Below are 20309 nucleotides of genomic sequence, written 5' to 3'. Positions count from 1 at the left end.
ACTCACCAGCGTCGTCTGCACGGTGTCGACGCCGGCGCCGGCCGCTTCCATCACCACGTCGCCGGCGTCATCCACCAGATAGGTGTCGTTGCCGCCGCCGCCGACCAGCGTGTCTGCCCCGGTACCGCCATCCAGCACGTCATCACCAGCGCCGCCGGTGATGATGTTGGCCAAGGCATTGCCCGTGCCGGTGAAGGCACCGGTGCCTGTGTAGGTCAGGTTCTCGACGTTGCTGCCCAGCGTGTAACTCACCAGCGTCGTCTGCACGGTATCGACACCAGCCCCAGCCGCTTCCATCACCACGTCGCCGGCGTCATCCACCAGATAGGTGTCGTTGCCGGCACCGCCGACCAGCGTATCCGCCCCGGTACCACCATCCAGCACGTCATTCCCGGCGCCACCGGTGATCACGTTGGCCAAGGCATTACCCGTGCCGGTGAAGGCCGCGCTGCCCGTGTAGGTCAGGTTCTCGACGTTGCCGCCCAGCGTATAGCTCGCCAGCGTCGTCTGCACCGTGTCGACGCCAGCGCCGGCTGCCTCCGTCACCACGTCACCGGCGTCATCTACCAGATAGGTGTCGTTGCCGCCGCCGCCGACCAGCGTGTCCGCCCCAGTCCCGCCATCCAGCACATCGGCCCCGGCACCACCGGTGATGACGTTGGCCAGCGCGTTGCCCCTGCCGGTGAAGCTGCCGCTGCCCGTATAGGTCAAGTTCTCCACATTGGCGCCCAGCGTGTAGCTCGCCAGCGTCGTGCGAGCCTCATCCGTCCCGGCGCCGACCGCCTCCGTCACCACGTCGGTGGCACTATCCACCAGGTAAACGTCGTTGCCCGTGCCCCCCACCAACGTGTCATTGCCACTGCCACCGTCCAGGGTATCGTCGCCGGCACCGCCCGTCAGCGAGTCATTGGCGGCCCCACCCGTGATGACGTTGTTCAGCTCATTGCCCGTGCCGGTGAAGGCCACCGTGCCCGTGTAGGTCAGGTTCTCCACATTGGCGCCCAGCGTGTAGGTGGCCAATGTAGTCCGCACCGTGTCGGTGCCGGCGCCCGCATTTTCCCGCACCACGTCACCGGCGTTGTCCACCACATAGGTGTCGTTCCCCGCGCCGCCGATCAAGGTGTCGACACCGGCGGCGCCATCCAGCGTGTCGTCCCCCATCCCGCCGGTCAGTTGATTGTTCAGGATGCTGCCCGTGCCGGAGAAATTGCCCGTGCCGATGAAGGTCAGGTTCTCGACGTTGGCCGAAACCAGGGTGTAATTCGTCAGCCAAGTCCGGATTTCATCCGTACCGCCACCCGAATTCTCCTTCACCACGTCACCCAGATCATCGACATAATAGACGTCGTCACCTGTGCCCGCCCCCATGGTGTCGGCGCCGGCGCCACCATCCAGCGTGTCATTGCCGGTGGCACCAATCAGGCTGTTGGCCAGATCGTTGCCGACACCATAGAAATTGCCGCTGCCCGTGTAGGTCAGGTTCTCGACATTGGCACCCAGCGTGTAGCTGGACGCAGTGACCTTCACCTCATCCGTGCCGCCCCCGGCCGCCTCCACCACCACATCGTTGGCGCTATCGGCGAAATAGGTGTCGTTGCCCGAGCCACCGATCATCGTGTCGTCGCCGGCCCCGCCCGTGATGCTATTGGCAACCGCGGCATTGCCCCTGAGCACGTTGTTCAACTCGTTGCCGATGACGGTGAAGCCCGCTGTCCCCGCGCCACCGGTGTAGGTCACGTTCTCCACATTGGCGCTGGTTAGCGTGTAGTTCGCCAGGCCGGTCTGGATCTCATCCGTGCCCTCGCCCGCATTCTCGATGACCACGTCGAGGGCGGTGCTCACGACATAGACGTCGTTGCCCGCACCACCGATCATCGTGTCGGCGGCAGCACCACCGTCCAGTGTGTCGTTGCCACCGCCGCCAACCAGCAGATTGCTGAGAGTGTTGCCGGTGCCATAGAAATTGCCGGTGCCGACGTAGCGCAGGTTTTCCACGTTGGCGCTCAGGATGTAACTGGGGGCAGTGGCCCACACCTCATCCGTGCCGGCGCCCGTCTCCGTCACCACATCATTGGCATCATCCACCAGGTAGATGTCGTTGCCCAGGCCACCGATCAGGGTGTCCACCCCGGCACCGCCATCCAACGTGTCATTACCCCCGCCGCCGGTGACGGTGTTGGTCAGGGCGTTGCCGACACCGGAGAAATTGCCACTGCCCGTGTAGGTCAGCTTCTCGACATTGGCGCTCAGCGTGTAGCTGGCCGAGGTGGCCTGAACCTCATCGGCGCCCTCGCCCGGGTTCTCCACCACCACATCATTGGCGCTGTCCACCTGGAAGATATCGTCGCCGGTGCCGCCAATCAGGGTATCTTCCCCCGCACCGCCGTTCAGCGTATCGTTGCCGCCGGCACCGTTCAGCACGTCATTGCCAGCACCGCCGGTGAGGACGTTGGCGGCGTCGTTGCCCATACCGGTGAAGGCATCAGCGCCGACATAGGTCAGCTTCTCGATATTGGCGCTCAGCACGTAACCGGCCACCGAGGACCGCACCTCGTCGGCACCCTCGCCCGCGTTCTCCACCACCACGTCGTTGAGGCTGTCCACGAAATAGACATCGTTACCGGCGCCACCGACCAGGGTGTCGGCCCCCGCCCCGCCATTCAGCGTGTCGTTGCCGGCACCGCTGGTGATGACATTCCCCAGGGCGTTGCCGGTGCCGGTGAAGGCCAGGGTGCCGGTATAGGTCAGGTTGTCGACATCAGCGGTCAGCGCATAGGTCGCCACCGACGTCTTGACCAAATCCACGCCGGCCCCAGCCGCCTCGACCACCAGGTCGCCGGCATTGTCGACGATGTAGGTGTCGTTGCCGGCGCCGCCGACCAGCGTGTCGGCCCCCGCGCCACCATCCAGCGTGTCGTCCCCCGCCCCACCGGTCAGGCTATTGCCCACGTTGTTGCCCGTGCCGGCAAAGTTGCCGGTACCGAGGAAAGCCAGGTTCTCAAGATTGAGATTGACGAGCATCGAGTATGTGTTGAGCGTGGTTCGCACCTCGTCCGTGCCACCATTGGCCCCCTCGCCAATCACGTCACCGACATTATCGATGTAATAGGTGTCATTGCCGGCCCCACCGTTCAGCGTGTCAGCTCCCAGGCCGCCGTCCAGCACGTCATCACCGGCCCCGCCTGTCAGGGTATTGGCCAGATCATTGCCGACACCCCTGAAGTTTCCGGTGCCCCAGAAGGTCAAGTTCTCAATATTGGCGCTAAGGGTGTAGCTGGCCGACGTGGCACGCACCAAGTCCGTGCCCTCGTTCGCATTTTCCACGATCACGTCGTTGACGCTATCGACGTAATAGATTTCGTTGCCGGCACCGCCGATCAGGATGTCGTTGCCCGCCTTACCATCTATCGTGTCGTTGCCGGCGCCACCGATGATGACATTATCGAGCTCGTTGCCGTTGCCCAGGAAACCCGCTGTGCCGGTGTAGGTCATATTTTCGATGTTAGCGCCCAAGGTGTAGCCCGCCGCCGACACCTTCACCAAATCGACACCCTCATCCGGGTTTTCGATCACCACATCGGCGCCGTTGTCAGCGATGTAAACATCATTGCCAACGCCACCGATAAGGGTGTCAGCACCCGTGCCGCCGTCCAGCGTATCGTCACCGGCGCCGCCAGTGATAACGTTCAGCCGCGTGTTATTACCAGTGCCGACGAAGTTCCCCGTGCCGGTGAACGTCAGGTTCTCCATATTGGCGTCCAGCGCATAGGCATTGAGCGAGGTCCGCACTTCGTCCGTGCCGGCGTTGCTCCCCTCCGTCACCACATCACCGGCGTTGTCCACGATGTAGACGTCGTCGCCGGCGCCGCCGATCAACGTGTCGGCGCCGGCGCCACCATCCAGCGTGTCGCTGCCGGCGCCACCGGTGAGCGTGTTGGCCAAGTTATTGCCCACGCCATAGAAAGTGCCGCTGCCCGTGTAGGTCAACTTTTCGATGTTGGCGCCGAGCGTGTAGCTGGCCGACGTGGCCTGGACCTCGTCAGTGCCCTCGCCCGCATTCTCCACCACCACGTCATTGGCACTGTTGACGCGGAAGATGTCATTGCCGGCACCGCCGATCAGCATGTCGTCCCCGGCACCGCCCGTGATTACGTTGGCCAGTTCGTTGCCGATACCGGTGAAGGCTTCCGTGCCGATATAGGTAAGGTTCTCCACATTGGCGCCCAGGGTGTAGGCGTTAAGCGTGGTCCGCACTTCATCGGTGCCGGCGGCGGCGTTCTCCGTCACCACATCGCCGGCGTCATCCACCCAATAGGTGTCGTTGCCGGCCCCACCAATCAACGTGTCGGCCCCGGCGGCGCCATCCAGCTGATCACCACCGGCGCCACCCTTGATCAGATTGCCCAAGCCATTACCGGTGCCGGCGAAGGCCGCCGTACCGGTATAGGTCAGGTTCTCGAAGTTGGCGCCCAGGGTATAGCCGGTCAGCGTGGTGAGGATGGTGTCTGTGCCCTCGCCCGCGTTCTCCTGTACGACGTCGCCGGTGTCATCAACCCCATAGGTGTCGTCGCCCATACCGCCGATCAACGTGTCCGCGCCAGTCCCACCGATCAATTGGTCGTTGCCGGTCCCACCGGTGATCAGATTGCCCAGCGCATTGCCCGTCCCGGTGAAATTGCCGCTACCGGTGAACGTCAGGTTCTCGACATTGGGGGTCAGGGTATACGCCGCCAGCGTGGTTCGCACCTCGTCCAGGCCTTCACCGGGATTCTCGGTGACCACGTCGCCCGCGTTGTCCACGACGTAGAGATCGTTACCGGCGCCACCGATCAACGCGTCCGCCCCCGCCGCGCCATCCAACACATCATCGCCTATGCCACCGATGATCGTATTATTCAGGCTGTTGCCGAAACCGCTGAAGGCGTTCGTGCCGGTATAGGTCAGGTTCTCGAAATTGGCGCCCAGCGTGTAGGTGGCAAGCGTGGTGCGGATACCGTCCGTCCCCTCGCCCGCGTTCTCGGCAATCACGTCGGTGACGCTGTCCACCACATAGGTGTCGTTGCCGGTCCCCCCCAGCATAGTATCGGCACCGCCATTGCCGACCAGGGTGTCATCACCACCGGCACCGCTGAGCACATCGTTCCCGGCGCCGCCGGTGATGAGGTTGTTCTGCGCGTTGCCTGTGCCGGTGAAGTCGCCCGTGCCGACGAAGGTCAATGTTTCGATGTTGGCGCTCAAGGCGTAGCTGGCCGCCGTGGCCCGCACCTCGTCATTGCCTTCGCCGGCGTTCTCCGTCACCACGTCGGCGACGTTGTCCACCAGGAAAAGGTCATTGCCGGCGCCACCGACCAGGGTATCGATCCCCGCCCCGCCGGCCAGTGTGTCATCGCCGGCCCCGCCGACCAGCAGATCGTTGCCGGCGCCACCGGTGATCACGTTGGCCTGGGCGTTACCCGTACCGGTGAAGTTGCCCGTACCGACGAAGGTCAGCTTCTCCACATTGGCACTGAGGGTGTAGCTGGCCGCCGTGGTCCGCACCTCGTCCGTGCCCTCGCCAGGGTTCTCAAGCACCACGTCACCGGCGTTATCCACCAGGTAAAGGTCATCGCCGATACCGCCCACCATGTAGTCGACGCCGGTTCCGCCATCCAACGTATCGTTGCCCGTGCCGCCGGAGAGGGTGTCATCGCCACCCATGCCGGCGAGAATGTCGTCGCCGGCCCCGCCGGAGATGACATCGTCGCTGGCGCCACCTGTCAGCGTATCGTTACCGCCATATCCAGAAATGGTGTTCCGTTCATCGGATCCCGTCAGCAGATCCGGGCCGTCAGTCCCCCGCAGCGGCGCGTAGTAAGGCAAGGCCGGGCCGGTGCTGGGCAACAGCTTGGTGACGATATCGTATCCAGTGGCTGTCTGGCTGGCCCACACCGCCATCAGGCCGCCATCCGCCTGCACGACCACGGACGCCTGGTATTGGTTGCCATCCGTCGTGTCGTTCAGGCGGAATTCGCCCCCGGCCTTGGCGCCGCTGGCGTCGAAGCGCTGGGCGTACACGCCATAGCCGCTGCCATCCTCGTTGTTCGACGCCCAAGTGACCAGGTAACCACCATCCGGCAAGGCCACCGCCTTGGGCTGGGTCTGGTTGCCCGCGGTATAGGTGTTCACCCTGACGGTGCTGCCCATCAAGGTGCCGGCCGCGTTGTAACGCCGCAGCAGGATGTCATAGGTGCCGGCGGCCGAATCCCAGGACGCGGTACTGTCGACAAAGGCCACCACATAGCCGCCGTCCGTGAGACCGGCGAGCGAAGCCTGCAGTTGGCTGCCCGACCCCGGGCCGCCCAACAGATAAATGGAATTGCCGGAGCCAGTGCCGCTGGCATCGAACTTCTGGAGGAAGATATCGCGGCCGGCAGCACCGTTGACGAAGTCATAGGCAACGATGAAGGTGCCGTTGGCCAGCGGCGTGACCGACGTGTGCTCCACATCCGACGACGCCAGGACACCATCCACCCGGAACGCGCCGGTGAGGGCCATGCCGTTGTCGTTGAACAGTTGCCCATAGGTAAGGCCGCCGCTGCTCCACGTCACCACCACGTTGTCGTTCGTCAGCAAGGTCGCGCTGACGTCGATGCTGTTCAGCATGCCGCCCATGGTGATGGGATCGCCCACGGCGTTGCCGTTGGAATCATAGCGCCGACCGGCAAGGGGTCCCCCTGCCTGCTGCCAGATCACCTGGAACCCGCCATCGGCCAAGCCCACGACCGCCGGCTTGCTCTGCGTGCCGCCCGTCAGCAGGGTCACGCGGAACTCATCCCCGATCTTTTGCCCCGTGGCCGTGAAAAGCTGGGCGTAGATACCGCCGGCATCGCCATCGCCGTCCTGGCCCGCCGACGTCCAGGTCACCACGTAAGTGCCGTCCTTCAGGACGGTCACGGTCGGCCACGTCTGGTCCCCATCCATGTAGGTGTTGGCGATCACTTCCGTTCCGGTGGCGCTGGCCGGCGCCGGAACGACCGTGTTGATGATCGTCGGCTGCCATTCGCTCCAGGTCGCGCCATCGCTGACCCGCACCATGACGACATCGGTGGCGGCGGTATTGCTGCCGACGAAGCGCAGGCGGGTCAACTGGTCCGGGGTCAAGGTGATGATATCACCGGTGGCCTCGGCGTCACCGTCCACCGTGAAGTATCCCCCCCCGGGCTTGATCTCCTGGAACTGGTAGGCGACTACCGCCTGGTTCCAATTGTAGACCAAGGCCTTGGGCGCCAAGGTTCCCTGTGCGCGTACCAGCAGCGTGCGCGCATCCGCCGCCGGGGGCGCGGCGGCCAGGGTCTTGGTCATGATGTCATAGCCGGTAGCGGTCTGGCTGGCCCACACGACCACCACGCTGCCGTCCGCCCGCACGTCCAGGTTGGCCTGGTACTGGTTGCCGTCGGTCGTGTCGTTCAGGCGGAACTCACCTCCGATCCGCGTGCCGTTGGCATCATAGCGCTGGGCGTACACGCCGTAGCCGCTGCCATCCTCGTTGTTCGACGCCCAGGTGACCAGGTAGCCGCCGTCCGGCATGGCCACCACCTTGGGCTGGAGCTGGGTATCCGTCGTAACGGAATCGACGCGCACCGTACCACCGACCAAGGTGCCTGAAGCATTGTAGCGCCGCAGCAAGATGTCGTAGGTGCCGGTGCCATCCCACGGCGCCGTGTCGTCGATGAACGCCACCACATAGCCGCCATCCGTGAGGCCGGCGAGCGAGGCCTGCAGCTGGTTGCCGGGACCCGGACCACCCATCAGGTAAATGTAGTCGCCCAAGCCAGTACCGCTGGCATCGAACTTCTGGAGGAAGATATCTCGGCCGGCAGCACCGTTGACGAAGTCATAGGCAACGATGAAGGTGCCGTTGGCCAGCGGCGTGACCGACGTGTGCTCCACATCCGCCGACGGCAGGACACCATCCACCCGGAACGCGCCGGTGAGGGCCATGCCATTGTCATTGAACAGTTGCCCATAGGTAAGGCCGCCGCTGCTCCACGTCACCACCACGTTGCCGTTCGTCAGCAGGGTCGCGGCCACGTCCACACTGTTCAGCATGCCGCCCATGGTAATGGGATCGCCCACGGCGTTGCCGTTCGAATCATAGCGCCGGCCGGCGAGGGCCCCGCCCGTCTGTTGCCAGATGATCTGGAACCCGCCATCGGCCAGCCCCACGACCACCGGCTTGCCCTGTGCCCCCGCGGTCAGCAGATTCACCCGGAACTCATCACCCAGTTTCTGGCCGTCAGCGGCGAAACGCTGGCCGTAGATGCCGGCGCCATCACCGTCCTGGCCCGCCGACGTCCAGGTCACCACGTAGCTGCCGTCCGTCAGGAAGGTCACCGACGGCGTCGTCTGGTCCCCATCCGTATAGCTGTTGACCACGCTTTCCGGGCCCGGCGTGTAGTTCCTCACGTCGGCCGTAACCGTCACCGTGCTGTACGCCCAGCCGCTATAGTCCTTTCCATCACCGATCCGCACGGCGACGGTGTTGTCGCCCTGGCCGGTTCCAGCCACGAAGCGCAGGCCCCTCAACTGCGCGGCGGTCACGGTGATCACGCTGCCCGCCGCCTGAACCACGCCGTTCAGGGTGAAATAACCGCCGGCCGGATCGGCGCTCATGTCCTGGAACTGATAGACCGAGGCATACTGCGCACCCATGTCGATCAACGCCCGGGCCGCCACGGACTGCTGCATGCCGAGGAGCAGCGTGCGCCCACCCGCCGCCGGGGGCGTGGCGGCCAGGGTCTTGGTCATGATGTCATAGCCGGTGGCAGTCTGGCTGGCCCACACGACCACCACGCTGCCGTCCGCCCGCACGTCCAGGTTGGCCTGGTACTGGTTGCCGTCGGTCGTGTCGTTCAGACGGAACTCACCCCCGATCCGCGTGCCGTTGGCATCATAGCGCTGGGCGTACACGCCGTAGCCGCTGCCATCCTCGTTGTTCGACGCCCAGGTGACCAGGTAGCCGCCGTCCGGCATGGCCACCACCTTGGGCTGGAGCTGGGTATCCGTCGTAACGGAATCGACGCGCACCGTACCACCGACCAAGGTGCCTGAAGCATTGTAGCGCCGCAGCAAGATGTCGTAGGTGCCGGTGCCATCCCACGGCGCCGTGTCGTCGATGAACGCCACCACATAGCCGCCATCCGTGAGACCGGCGAGCGAGGCCTGCAACTGGTTGCCGGGACCCGGACCACCCATCAGGTAAATGTAGCCGCCCACCGCGTTGCCACTGCCGTCGAACCTCTGAAGGAAGATATCCCGGTTCGCGGCGCCGTTGGCGATATCCAGGGCGGCGACGAAACCGCCGTTGGCCAAGGCTGTGACCGACGACCGCTCCACGTCCGCCGACGCCAGGGTGCTGTACAGGACGTTCGCGCCGGTGACGGCCATGCCGTTGTCGTTGAACACCTGGCCATACACCAAGCCACCATTGCTCCACGACACCACCACGTTGCCGTTCGTCAGCAGGGTCGCGGCCACGTCCACGCTGTTCAGCATGCCGCCCATGGTGATCTGGTTGCCCATGGCGTTGCCGTTGGCATCGTATCGCTGACCGCCAAGGGCCCCTCCCGACTGCTGCCAGATGATCTGGAATCCGCCATCGGCCAGCCCCACCACCACCGGCTTGCTCTGCGCCCCCGCCGTCACCGTATTCACGCGGAACTCATCACCCAGTTTCTGGCCGTCAGCGGCGAAACGCTGGCCGTAGATGCCGGCGCCATCACCGTCCTGGCCCGCCGACGTCCAGGTCACCACGTAGCTGCCGTTCGCCAGGAAGGTCACCGACGGTGCCGTCTGGTCCCCATCCGTATAGCTGTTGACCACGCTTTCAGGGCCCGGCGTATAGTTCCCGGATGCCGCCGTGACCGTCACCGTGCTGTATGCCCAATCGCTCAGATTCGTCCCATCGCTGATCCGCACGGCGATGGTGTGGTCACCCTGGCCGGTTCCAGCCACGAAGCGCAGGCCGCTCAACTGCGCGGCGGTCACAGTGATCACGCTGCCCGCCGCCTGAACCACGCCGTTCAGGGTGAAATAGCCGCTGGCCGGGTCGGCGTTCATGTCCTGGAACTGATAGGCGGCCGCGTATTGCTGCCCGATGTCGACCAGGGCTTTAGCGGCGATGGCTCCCTGCAGTCCAAGGATGGTGTCACGGCTTCCCGCCGTCAGCGGGGACACGGGCAGAACCTTGGTCACAATGTCGTTGCCGTCGGCGGTTTGACTGGTCCACGCCGCCACCACAGTGCCGTCCGCCCGCACGGCGATGCTGGGTTGAAGCTGGTCGCCTGACGTCGCATCATTCAGGCGGAACTGGCCCCCCACCACCACACCGCGGGAATCATACCGCTGACCGTAGACGCCGTAGCCACTGCCGTCCTGGCCATTCGAAACCCAGGTCACCAGATAGCCGCCGTCGGGCAAGGCGGTCACCTGTGGCTGCAGCTGGGTGCCCGCAGTGAAGGTGTCGATGCGAACGGTGCCGCCCACCAGCGTGCCGGCGGCATTGTAGCGCCGCAGCAGGATGTCGTAGGTGCCGCTGCCATCCCACGGCGCCGTGTCGTCGGCAAAGACCACGACACGGTCGCCCCCCGTTAAGGCGGCGATCGACGCCTGGGTCTGATTCCCTCCTGCCGGGCCGCCTAAGAGGAAATAAGGTCCGCCAGCGCTATTGCCACTGGCATCGAACTGCCACCAGAAGACATCCCTGGCGTTGTTGAGATTTTCGTCCCAGCTGGTGGCGAAACCGCCATTGGGCAGCGCCGTGATGGCAATGCGCTGCCCATCCTGCGCCGCCACGCTATTGGACACCTGCATTTGGCCGCCGACGGCGGCACCGCTGCCGTTATAGATCCGGCCATAGGCCACGCCGTTGTAATTCCAGACGACGACCAGATTGCCGTTCGTCATCACCGCCGCCTTCGGCCCATTGCCCGTACCGAGGGTCGTCTGTCCGCCCGACGGCATATCATCGGCGTTGTAGCGTTGGGCGACGATGGTCCCGCCCTGGTTCCAGACGACTTCATAGCCGCCGTTCGGCAGCGCCACGGTGAAAGGGGTGACCTCGTTCCCGGCGGTGACGGTGTTCACCCGGAACTCGTCACCGGTCTTCTGCCCATCCCCCGCGAAGTGCTGGGCGTAAATGCCGGATCCGTCGCCATCCTGCCCCGCCGATGCCCAACTGACCACATAGCTGCCGTCCGCCAGCACCGCCACCGACGGTGTCGTTTGATCGCTTGCCGTATAGCTGTTGGCAATGGTCTCGGGGATGGAATCGTAGGGACCGGGCATGGCTTCCTCCATAGGGAGATCAATGGGCGGGGTACCGGCCAGCCCCTGGGCAAACCAGGGGCCTTCGCCGCCGTCAGGGAAGGGCGTCGCCGGAACCGGAGGGGTCTGATCAGGAAATGGGTCGAGAAAGGGCCACCGAGGTCCGCTCAGGCATCGGTCACGCCTAGGGAGGAAGGTGCGGTTTCCACCTTATGCCCCGCCAGGGCCCAATGCCGGTGTCTACCTTGCCACCACCGGGGCCCCCCGCCATGGCGGGGGTGTGTTTGACAGTTGCAATACACAGCGTAACCCCTGCCAAGGTTGTGTTTGCTGGAGCAATCAACCATGGTGCGGACAAGACTGCAAGCAACAACCCGTCACAAGGTGCGTCAATTTGCAGATTTGACATATATCGGCCGCGCGTGATTGTCGCAGGACGCTGCCTCGTAGACCGATTATCTTTCTATATCAAATGAGTAAGGCCACCAGGCACCTGTCGGGCGCCTGGTGGCCTTCAAGTGAACACCATGAAACCGTGTCAGAGGGCCTTGGCCGCCCGCTCCGGCAGGGTGCTGGACTCGTCATCGGAGGGGAGCGCGCTTTTGTCCCACCCCCCGCCCAGCGCCCGGATGAGGGCCACGTCGGCCTGCACCTGGCGGGTGTGCAGATCCAGGCTGCTCTGCTGCGCCTCCAACAGGGCGGTCTGCGCCGTCACCACCTCCAGGTAGCTGTCGGCGCCGTCGCGGTAGAGGTTGGTGGCCATGTCCAGGGTGCGCTGGGCCGCCAGGGTGCCGGCGTCCTCATCCTTGGCGGCCGTCCCCAGCCAGCGGATGGCGGCCAAATTGTCCTCCACCTCGCGGAAGGCGTTCAGCACCGTCTCGCGATACTTGGCGGCGGCCTCGTCATGCTGGGCCACCGCCTTGGCCAGGCCGGCATCCAGCCGCCCGCCCTCGAACAGCGGCAGGGTGACACCGGGCCCCACCGACCAGAAGGCCATGGGCAGCTTCAGCAGGTTGAAGCCCGTGTCCTGGAAGCCGCCCACCGCCTGCAACGACAAGTCGGGGTAGTAGGCGGCGCGGGCCACGCCGATGCCGGCGTTGGCGGCCAGCACGTCGCGTTCCGCCGCCGCCACGTCCGGCCGGCGCTGCAGCAGGGTGGAGGGCAGCCCCGTGGGCACGGCCGGCAGGGCCGGCGTCCACCGCACGGGCGCCAGGGTGAATTCCGCCGGCGCCAGGCCCACCAGGGCCGCGATGGCGTGTTCCATCTGCGCCCGCTGCGACGCCACCTGCGAGACCTGGGACCGGGCGGTGTCCAGCTGGGTTTCCGCCCGCGACACGTCCAGCCCGGCCACGATGCGTCCCTGGAACATGGTCTGGGTCAGGCTGAGCTGCTTCTCATAGGCCGTGACCGTGTCGGCCAGGATGTGGGCGCGTTCATCCAGGCCGCGCAGCGCGAAATAATCGCTGGCCAGCTCGGCCTGCAACCCGAGCCGTACCGAGGCCAGGTCGGCGGCGCTGGCCTGGGCTTCCGCTCGGCCGGCGGCCACCTGGTTGCGCACCTTGCCCCAGAGGTCCAGTTCATAAGACGCGGAGGCGCCGATGGTGTTGGCGCCGTAGACGTTGCGCTGGCCGGCGCCGCGCAGGGGGCGGTCCTTGGACTGGCGGTTGGTGCTGATGCTGGCGGTGCCGTCCACGCGCGGCAACAGGCCGGCGGAAACGGCGGCGGCATCCGCGCGCGCCTCGTCATAGCGGGCCAGCGCCACGGCCAGGGTGGGGTTGGCCGCTTCGATCCGGTCCTCAAGGCCGTTCAGCACCGGATCGTTGAAGGCCGTCCACCAGGGACCGCGCGCCTGCTGGTCCGCCGGCTGGGCCGGCTGCCACGGGGCGCCGCCGGCCTCCTTGAAGGCGGGCGGCAGGTCGAGGTGGGGCGGCTGATAGTCCGGCGCCAGGTTACAGCCCGCCAGCGCCAGCAGCGCGCCACTGGCCATGAGAGACTTCGTGAAAGACATGGCTGTTACCGGTCCGTCTTCGCCGTAGTGCCCGTGGCCGCTTCCGCCACCTTGCCCGCCCCCTCACCCGCACCGGCCAGGCGCACCACGTCGCCCGACACCAATGTCTCGGGCGGGTTGTCGATGACCTTGTCCGTGGGGGTCAGGCCCGCCACGATCTCAACGCTGTCACCCATGTCGCGGCCGATGGTCACCGGCTTCAGCTGGGCCTTGCCATCGGGGCCCAGCACGGCCACCTCGGCCCCCTTGTCGCTGGGGACCAGGACGGTCGCCGGCACCTTCACCATGTTGGCGTTGCTGGGCACCTGAAAATGCACCTCGGCGAAGGTGCCGGGCGTCAGCAGACCGTCCGGGTTGTCGGCCTGAAGTTCCACCAGCATGGTGCGCGACGCCTGGCTGACGGCGTTGGCCGTTGTCACCAGCGTGGCGTCGAAGTGCCGGCCGGGATACTGCGGCAGGTCGAAGGTGGCCTTGACCCCCGGGGTCAACAGGCTGGCGAAGGCCTGCGGGATTTGCACGTACAGGCGCATGCTGTGCAGGTCCGACACCTGGAACAGTTCCTGCCCGGTCCCGCCGCCGGCATTGATCAGAGCGCCCACGTCGGTCGTGCGGGCGGTGACGACGCCGTCGAAGGGCGCCACGATGCGTTTGAACGCCGTCAATGCCTCCAGCCGGCGGACGTTGGCGGCGGCACTTTCCACCGCCGCCCGCTTGGCGGCGCTATCGCCCACCTTCTCATCCGCCGCCTGCTGCGACACCGACTGCGAGGCCACCAGCGCCGCCCAGCGCTTGGCCGTCAGGTCCGCCAGCTCGGCGGTCGCCTTGGCCTTGGCCAGGTCGGCCTTGGCCTGTTCCAGCTGCTGGTCCAGGTCGGGGGTGTCGATGGTGCCCAGCAGGTCGCCCGCCTTCACCTTGGCGCCGATATCCTTGTCCCAGCTTTTGAGGTAACCGCTCACCCGGGCGTAGATCGGCGCCTGGGTATAGGCCTGCAGCGTGCCCGGCAAGGTCAGCGTCTGCTGCGCCGCCCCGCGACTGACGGGCGCCAGCGCCACGGTGGGAACGGCCTGGTCGGCGTTCCATTGAACCAGGTCGCGGGTCGCACGGGCACGGTCGGTCAAACCGACGACGACGATGGCGCCGGCGGCAAGCAGCGCCATTCCCCCCAGCAAGGCCAGGCGGCGGGGATTGGGGGTGGTGATTTGGGCGGTGGACATGATCGGGTCGCTCCTATCCGGGACGGCGGCTGCGGCTCAAAGGAAGGGGTGGGATCGGGAAAAGGCTCAAACGGGGGCTGGCGCCGCCTGCCCGCCGGGCTCACGGGCACGCTCATGGTCGCGGGCATGCACCAGGCTGAACAGCGCCGGCACCAGGAACAGTGTGGCCAGCGTGGCGAAGACCAGCCCACCGATGACCGCGCGGCCCAGGGGGGCGTTCTGCCCCGGCTCGATGGCCATGGGCGCCATGCCGATGACCATGGCCAGGGCCGTCATCAGCACGGGGCGGAAGCGGGTGTGCCCCGCCTCCATGGCGGCGGTCAGGGCGTCCACGCCGGCGGCCAGCCGTTCCCGGGCGAAGCTGATGACCAGGATGCTGTTGGCCGTGGCCACGCCCATGCACATGATGGCCCCGGTCAGCGCCGGCACCGACAGTGTGGTGCCCGTACCGAACAGCATCCAGATGATGCCGGCCAGCGCGCTGGGCAGGGCCATGACAATGACGAACGGGTCCATCCAGGATTGGAAGTTCACGACGATCAGCAGATAGATCAGCACGATGGCGAAGGCCAGGCCGATGAACAGCTGGTGGTAGGCGCTGGTCATGGTGGTGACCTGGCCCTGGATCTCCACGTGGCTGGCCCGCGGCAGATCCGCCGCCATGCTGTCCACGGCCTTCTGCACATCGGCGGCGATGGCGCCCAGGTCGCGATCCTTGGGCGTGGCGTAGATGTCGATGGTCGGGCGCACGTTATAGTGAGTCACCACCGCGTCCTGCCGCCCCCGGCTGATCTGCGCCAGGCCGCCCAGCAACTGGCTGGACTTGCCGGCAGCGGCCGGCGTCAGCGGCATGGTCTGCAGGCCGGCCATGGTGTCGATGTCGCGCTGGGGCGTCTGGATGGACACGGGATAGGAGATGCCGTTCCTGTGATTCAGCCAGAAGGTCGGCGCCGTTTGCGTGCTGCCGGCCAGGGTGTCCAGCATGGTGGTCGCGGCGTCCTTTTCGGTGAGCCCGACCAGGCCGGCCAGCGACCGGTTCACCGCCACCTTCAGCGACGGCAGCTGGAAGGCCTGTTCCACCCGGGCGTCGGCCACGCCGGGAATGCGGGCAATCTTGGCCAACAGCTTGTTGGTGTAGACGCGGTTGGCCTCCAGGTCGCTGCCGACGATCTTCACGTCCAGCGGCGCCGGCAGGCCGAAGTTCAGCACCTGGGTGGTGATGTCGGCCGGCAGGAAGGCGAAGGTGGTGCCGGGAAACAGCCGCGGCAGGTCGTGGCGCAGGATGTCCACGTAGTCGTCGGTGGGCGCGTGGTCCTTGTTCAGCGCGATCAGGATGTCGGCATCTTCCACCCCGATGGTGCCGCTGTTGCCGTAGGCCATGTTGATGCCGCTGACCGGCAGGCCGATGTTGTCGACCATCCCGCCCAGGTCCTTGGAGGGGATCACATGGCGGATGGCATCGCCGACATGGTCGCAAAGGCGGCTCATCTCCTCGATGCGCAGGCCGGTGCGGCCGCGGACGTGGATCTTGATCTGGCCGCCGTCGACGGCGGGGAAGAAATTCTGTCCCAGGAAGGGCGCCAGCCCGAACGTGCCCAGCGATACGGCCAGGAACCCGCCGATCATCCAGCGGCGGTTCTGCAGGCCCAGCAGCAGCAGGCCCTGGTAGGTGGACCGCACCGCCTCGAACCCGCGTTCGAAGGTGCGCTGGAACTTCACGAAGGGATTACGCGTGGGCGCACCGTGGACATCGGTGTGCAGCCCGTGGCCGGCGTGGGCCTGGTTGCGCAGCAGATAGTTGGCCAGCGTGGGCACCAGGGTGCGCGACAGCACGTACGAGGCCATCAGGGCGAACACCACCGCCTCCGCCATGGGGCGGAACAGGAAGCCGGCGACACCGCCCAGGCCGAACATGGGCACGAAGGCGATGCAGATGCACAGCAGCGACACGGTGGCCGGCACCACGATCTGCTTGGCGCCGTCCAGGATGGCGGTCTCGATGGGCTTGCCGTGTTCCAGGTGCCAGTTGATGTTCTCGATGGTCACCGTGGCATCGTCCACCAGGATGCCCACCGCCAGCGCCAGCCCGCCCAGGGTCATGACATTGATGGTCTCGCCCAGGACGGACAGGGTGGTGATGGACGCCAGGATGGCCAGGGGAATGGACACGGTGATGATGAGCGTGGACCGCCAGCTGCCCAGGAACAGCAGGATCAGCAGGCCAGTCAGGCCGGCGGCGATGACACCCTCGCGGATCACGCCGCTGACCGCGTCCTTCACGAAGATGGACTGGTCGCCGATGGGGGTCAGGGTCACGCCGTCGGGCAGGGTCTTCCGGACGTCGGGCAGGCGCTTGTAGACGCCGGCGATGATGTCGAGGGTGGAAGCGGAGCCGGCCTTCAGCACGGACATCAGCACCGCCTTCTTGCCGTCCACGTGCACCACGTTGGTCTGGGGCGGGCTGCCGTCGTGGACATTGGCGACATCCCGCATATAGACGACGGCGCCGTTCACGGTCTTGATCGGCAAGTCGTTGAATGTGCTGATGTCGATCGGGGAGTCGTTCAGGTCGACGGGGTATTCCAGCTTGCCGATCTTCTGCGTGCCGGCCGGGGTGATCAGGTTCTGCACCGACAGGGCGGCGGCCACATCGGTGGCCGACAGGCCGTAGGCGTGCAGGGCCTGCTGGTTCAGGTCGATCTGCACCTGTCGCACCTTGCCGCCATAGACCGAGGGCAGCACAGCACCCGGCACCGTCACCAGCTGCGGCCGGATGGAATTCTGCGCGATGTCGTTCAACCGCGTTTCCGACAGATGGTCGCTGGACACGGCCAGCTGCAGGATGGGCACGCTGGCGGCGTTGAAGGTCAGGACCTGCGGCGGGTTGATGCCCGGCGGCATCTGCTTCAGCACCGTCTGCGAGATCGCCACCACCTGGGCCTGGGCGGCGTTGATATTGACGTTGGGCTGGAAGAACACCTTCACCACGCCGAAGCCCTGCATCGATTGGGATTCGATATGCTCCACATCGTTCACGGTGGAGGTCAGGGAACGTTCGTAATAGCCGATGATGCGTCCGGCCATGTCGTCGGGCTGCAGGCCGTTGTAGGTCCACACCACGGCGATGACGGGAATGCCGATATTGGGGAAGATGTCGGTCGGCGTCTTCACGGCCGACGAAACGCCGAAGATGAGGATCAGGATGGCCATCACGATGAACGTGTAGGGCCGGCGCAGCGCGATCTTGACGATTTCGATCATGACGGCGCCCCCGGCTGGGGGCGGGGGCGATGGGCGCGGGGCCGGCAATGGTCATTCATGATGCGGTGCGACACGTCTCGTGATCCCTCGAGAGCGGGTTCGTGAACCCAACACCTTGGGAAATAGGGGACGTCTCAACGAATTGGGATTAAATAATTTTTTTGGTTGCGCCGCAAAATACCGCCACAAATTGCGCCGAACCTATGGCCAAACGCCTGGGTTTCCAACCCCTTCGCCATCTGCTGCGCCGCAAATAAGCGCGATGACGGCGCCCAAATCGTTGCCATCGATCACCAATTTGAAGCCATGTAGGGCCGCGATGGCCTGCACCAGCGACAGGCCCAGGCCATTGCCCTGGATGTGGCGGCTTTTATCCAGGCGGTACAGGCGGCGGACCACGGCCGCCCGCTCCGCCGCCGGAATCCCGGGCCCGGTGTCCGACACCTCCACCACCGGCACAGCCTCCCCGCCGGTACCGCCCATGCGGGTGCGGATGAGGACGCGCCCGCCCTCCGGCGTGAACTTCACGGCGTTGTCCACCAGATTGGCCACCGCCTCGATCAGCAGGTCACGGTCGCCGGTCACGAACAGAGGCCCCCCGGCCTCCTGCGCCAGGGTCACCCCCTTGGCTTCGGCCAAGGGTTCGTAGAGGTCGAAGACCTCGCCCGCCACCTCCGCGAGATCCACGGTGGTGAAGCCCGCCTGGCGGCGGCTGTCCTCCAGCTCGGCGATGCGCAGCAGGGCCGTAATCATGCCGAACGCCTTGTCCAGGTCGGCCAGCGCCGCCTCCGCGCCCCGGCGCAGTTCCTCCGGCTCCTCGGCGGCCAGCCCCCGCTCCAGCTTGGCGCGCATGACCGACAGGGGGGTGCGCAGGTCATGCGCTATATTGTCACCCACCGCCCGGATCTCATCCAGCAGATGGACGATGCGGTCCAGCATCTGGTTCACCCGGGCGGACAGCTGGTCCACCGCGTCACGGTTGCCGGACAGCGGCAGGCGTTCGCGCAGGTCGCCACCCATGATGCGGCCTATGGTCTGCTGCACCGTCTGCACCCGGCGGCGGGCCCGCGCCCCACCTAGGACGCCGGACGCCAGCACCAAGGCCACGGCGGGCAGCAGGCCGGCGATCAGCGTGCGCGCCACTACCCGTTGCAGGGCGAGCAGCTCATCCATGGCGCGGCCCAGCACGACGATGCCGCCGTCCGACCGCTTGGCCGCTGCCAGGATGGCCGGCTGGGGCTGGCGGGCGTCGTTGGTCTGAATGTCCAGGCGATGGCCCTTGTCATCGATGGGCAGGCCCGGCGGCAGGGCGTCCAGGTTGCCGTAGCGCCGCTTGCCGTCGGCGTCGAACCAGGCGGCCACGGTGACGCGGTGATAGTCCGACATGATGCGGACCTGCAGCTGATACAGCAGGATGTCGTCGCGCGTCTGCGCCGCCACCGCCGCCTCCTGCACCAGGTCGCGCTGCATGCGCCGCGTCTCCACCTCACTGGTTTGCCAGTAGATGAAGCCGAAGATCAGCAGCATGCCCACCGACAGGGCGGTGGCGAAGCCCAGCGCCAGCCGGAACGGGCCCGCGCGGAACAGCTCAGTCCGCCGCACGGAGCATGAACCCGGCGCCACGCACGCGATGGATCATAGGCAGCTCCCCCATTTCATCGATCTTGTGCCTCAGTTTGCCCATGTGCACATCGACCACGTTGGTCTGCGGCACGAAGCGATAATTCCAGACATCGGTCAACAGCATGGCCGGCGTGATCACCTGGTCCGGCCGGCGCATCATGTACTCCAGCAGTTTGAATTCCCGGGGCAGCAGCGGCACCTCCCGCTCCCCCCGGCGCACGGTGCGGCTGAGCAAATCCATCTCCAGCGATCCCACCCGCAGGGTGGTGGCGCGGGTATCCGGCGGGCGACGGCGCAGCGCCTCGACGCGGGCCACCAGTTCCGCCACGGCGAAGGGCTTGGTCAGGTAGTCGTCGCCGCCGGCGTTCAGGCCGCGCACCCGGTCATCGACCGAGCCCAGCGCGCTCAAGACCAGGATGGGGGTGGCGATGCCCTCGTCCCGCAGTTCCTGCACCATGTCCAGCCCGTCCATGCCACCGGGCAGCATGCGGTCGGCGATGATCACCGCCACGCTGCGATCGGCGCGCAGCACCTCCATCGCCGCGGCGGCGGTGACGGAATGGCTGACGGTATACCCCCGGGCTTCCAGGCTGGTGACGATCTCCCGCGCCATGTCGGGCTCGTCTTCAACCAGGTGGAGGTGGGCGATGGTGTCGGAGGAAGGCATCAGGGGCAGTTCCAATACGGTCCTGCCCCCTAATCTAGTGCGTCCCCGCCGTCTTGGGAATTATACCAGCGGCACGGGACGTGACCCGTGCCGTTTGGGGCGCGACTGCGCCCGCCGCAGCGAGTACCGCAGGGCGGAGCGAGCGACTGTCTTTGCGGTCAAGCGGTTTTGGGGTCCCATGGCTTTTGATCCCGGATGATGGCATTGAGGATGGTGAGCAGCTTTCTGGCGA

General features: G+C 66.1%; 6 protein-coding genes. All 6 read right to left on the bottom strand.

Annotated elements, in window-relative coordinates; all coding sequences use genetic code 11:
* Nucleotides 1–11325: beta strand repeat-containing protein (locus FBZ88_RS16685; protein ID WP_211102696.1), on the bottom strand; the 11325-nt coding region annotated here is incomplete at its 3' end.
* A gap of 517 nt (nucleotides 11326–11842) precedes the next feature.
* Entirely contained in the window at nucleotides 11843–13312 is a 1470-nt protein-coding gene (locus tag FBZ88_RS16680) for an efflux transporter outer membrane subunit (protein ID WP_145618354.1), read from the bottom strand.
* 5 nt (nucleotides 13313–13317) lie between these two features.
* Nucleotides 13318–14526, bottom strand: coding sequence for an efflux RND transporter periplasmic adaptor subunit (locus FBZ88_RS16675; RefSeq protein WP_186464452.1), 1209 nt, complete (start codon nucleotides 14524–14526; stop codon nucleotides 13318–13320).
* Between the two features lie 66 nt (nucleotides 14527–14592).
* Complete coding sequence (locus tag FBZ88_RS16670) at nucleotides 14593–17787, bottom strand: efflux RND transporter permease subunit (protein WP_145618353.1); 3195 nt, start codon at nucleotides 17785–17787, stop codon at nucleotides 14593–14595.
* Between the two features lie 201 nt (nucleotides 17788–17988).
* The gene (locus FBZ88_RS16665; protein WP_145618352.1) at nucleotides 17989–19389 is read right to left on the bottom strand and encodes a sensor histidine kinase; all 1401 of its coding nucleotides are present in this window, start codon (nucleotides 19387–19389) and stop codon (nucleotides 17989–17991) included.
* On the bottom strand, nucleotides 19376–20077 hold the full coding sequence (locus tag FBZ88_RS16660; RefSeq protein WP_145618351.1) for a response regulator transcription factor: 702 nt from the start codon (nucleotides 20075–20077) through the stop codon (nucleotides 19376–19378). Before FBZ88_RS16660 ends, FBZ88_RS16665 begins: the two co-directional genes overlap by 14 nt.
* Nucleotides 20078–20309 lie beyond the last annotated feature (232 nt).

Source organism: Nitrospirillum bahiense (assembly GCF_007828025.1).
In the GTDB taxonomy this organism is placed as follows: Bacteria; Pseudomonadota; Alphaproteobacteria; order Azospirillales; family Azospirillaceae; genus Nitrospirillum; species Nitrospirillum amazonense.
Note: the sequence above shows the minus strand (reverse complement) of the source record. Positions and strands in the feature narration are given on the sequence as shown.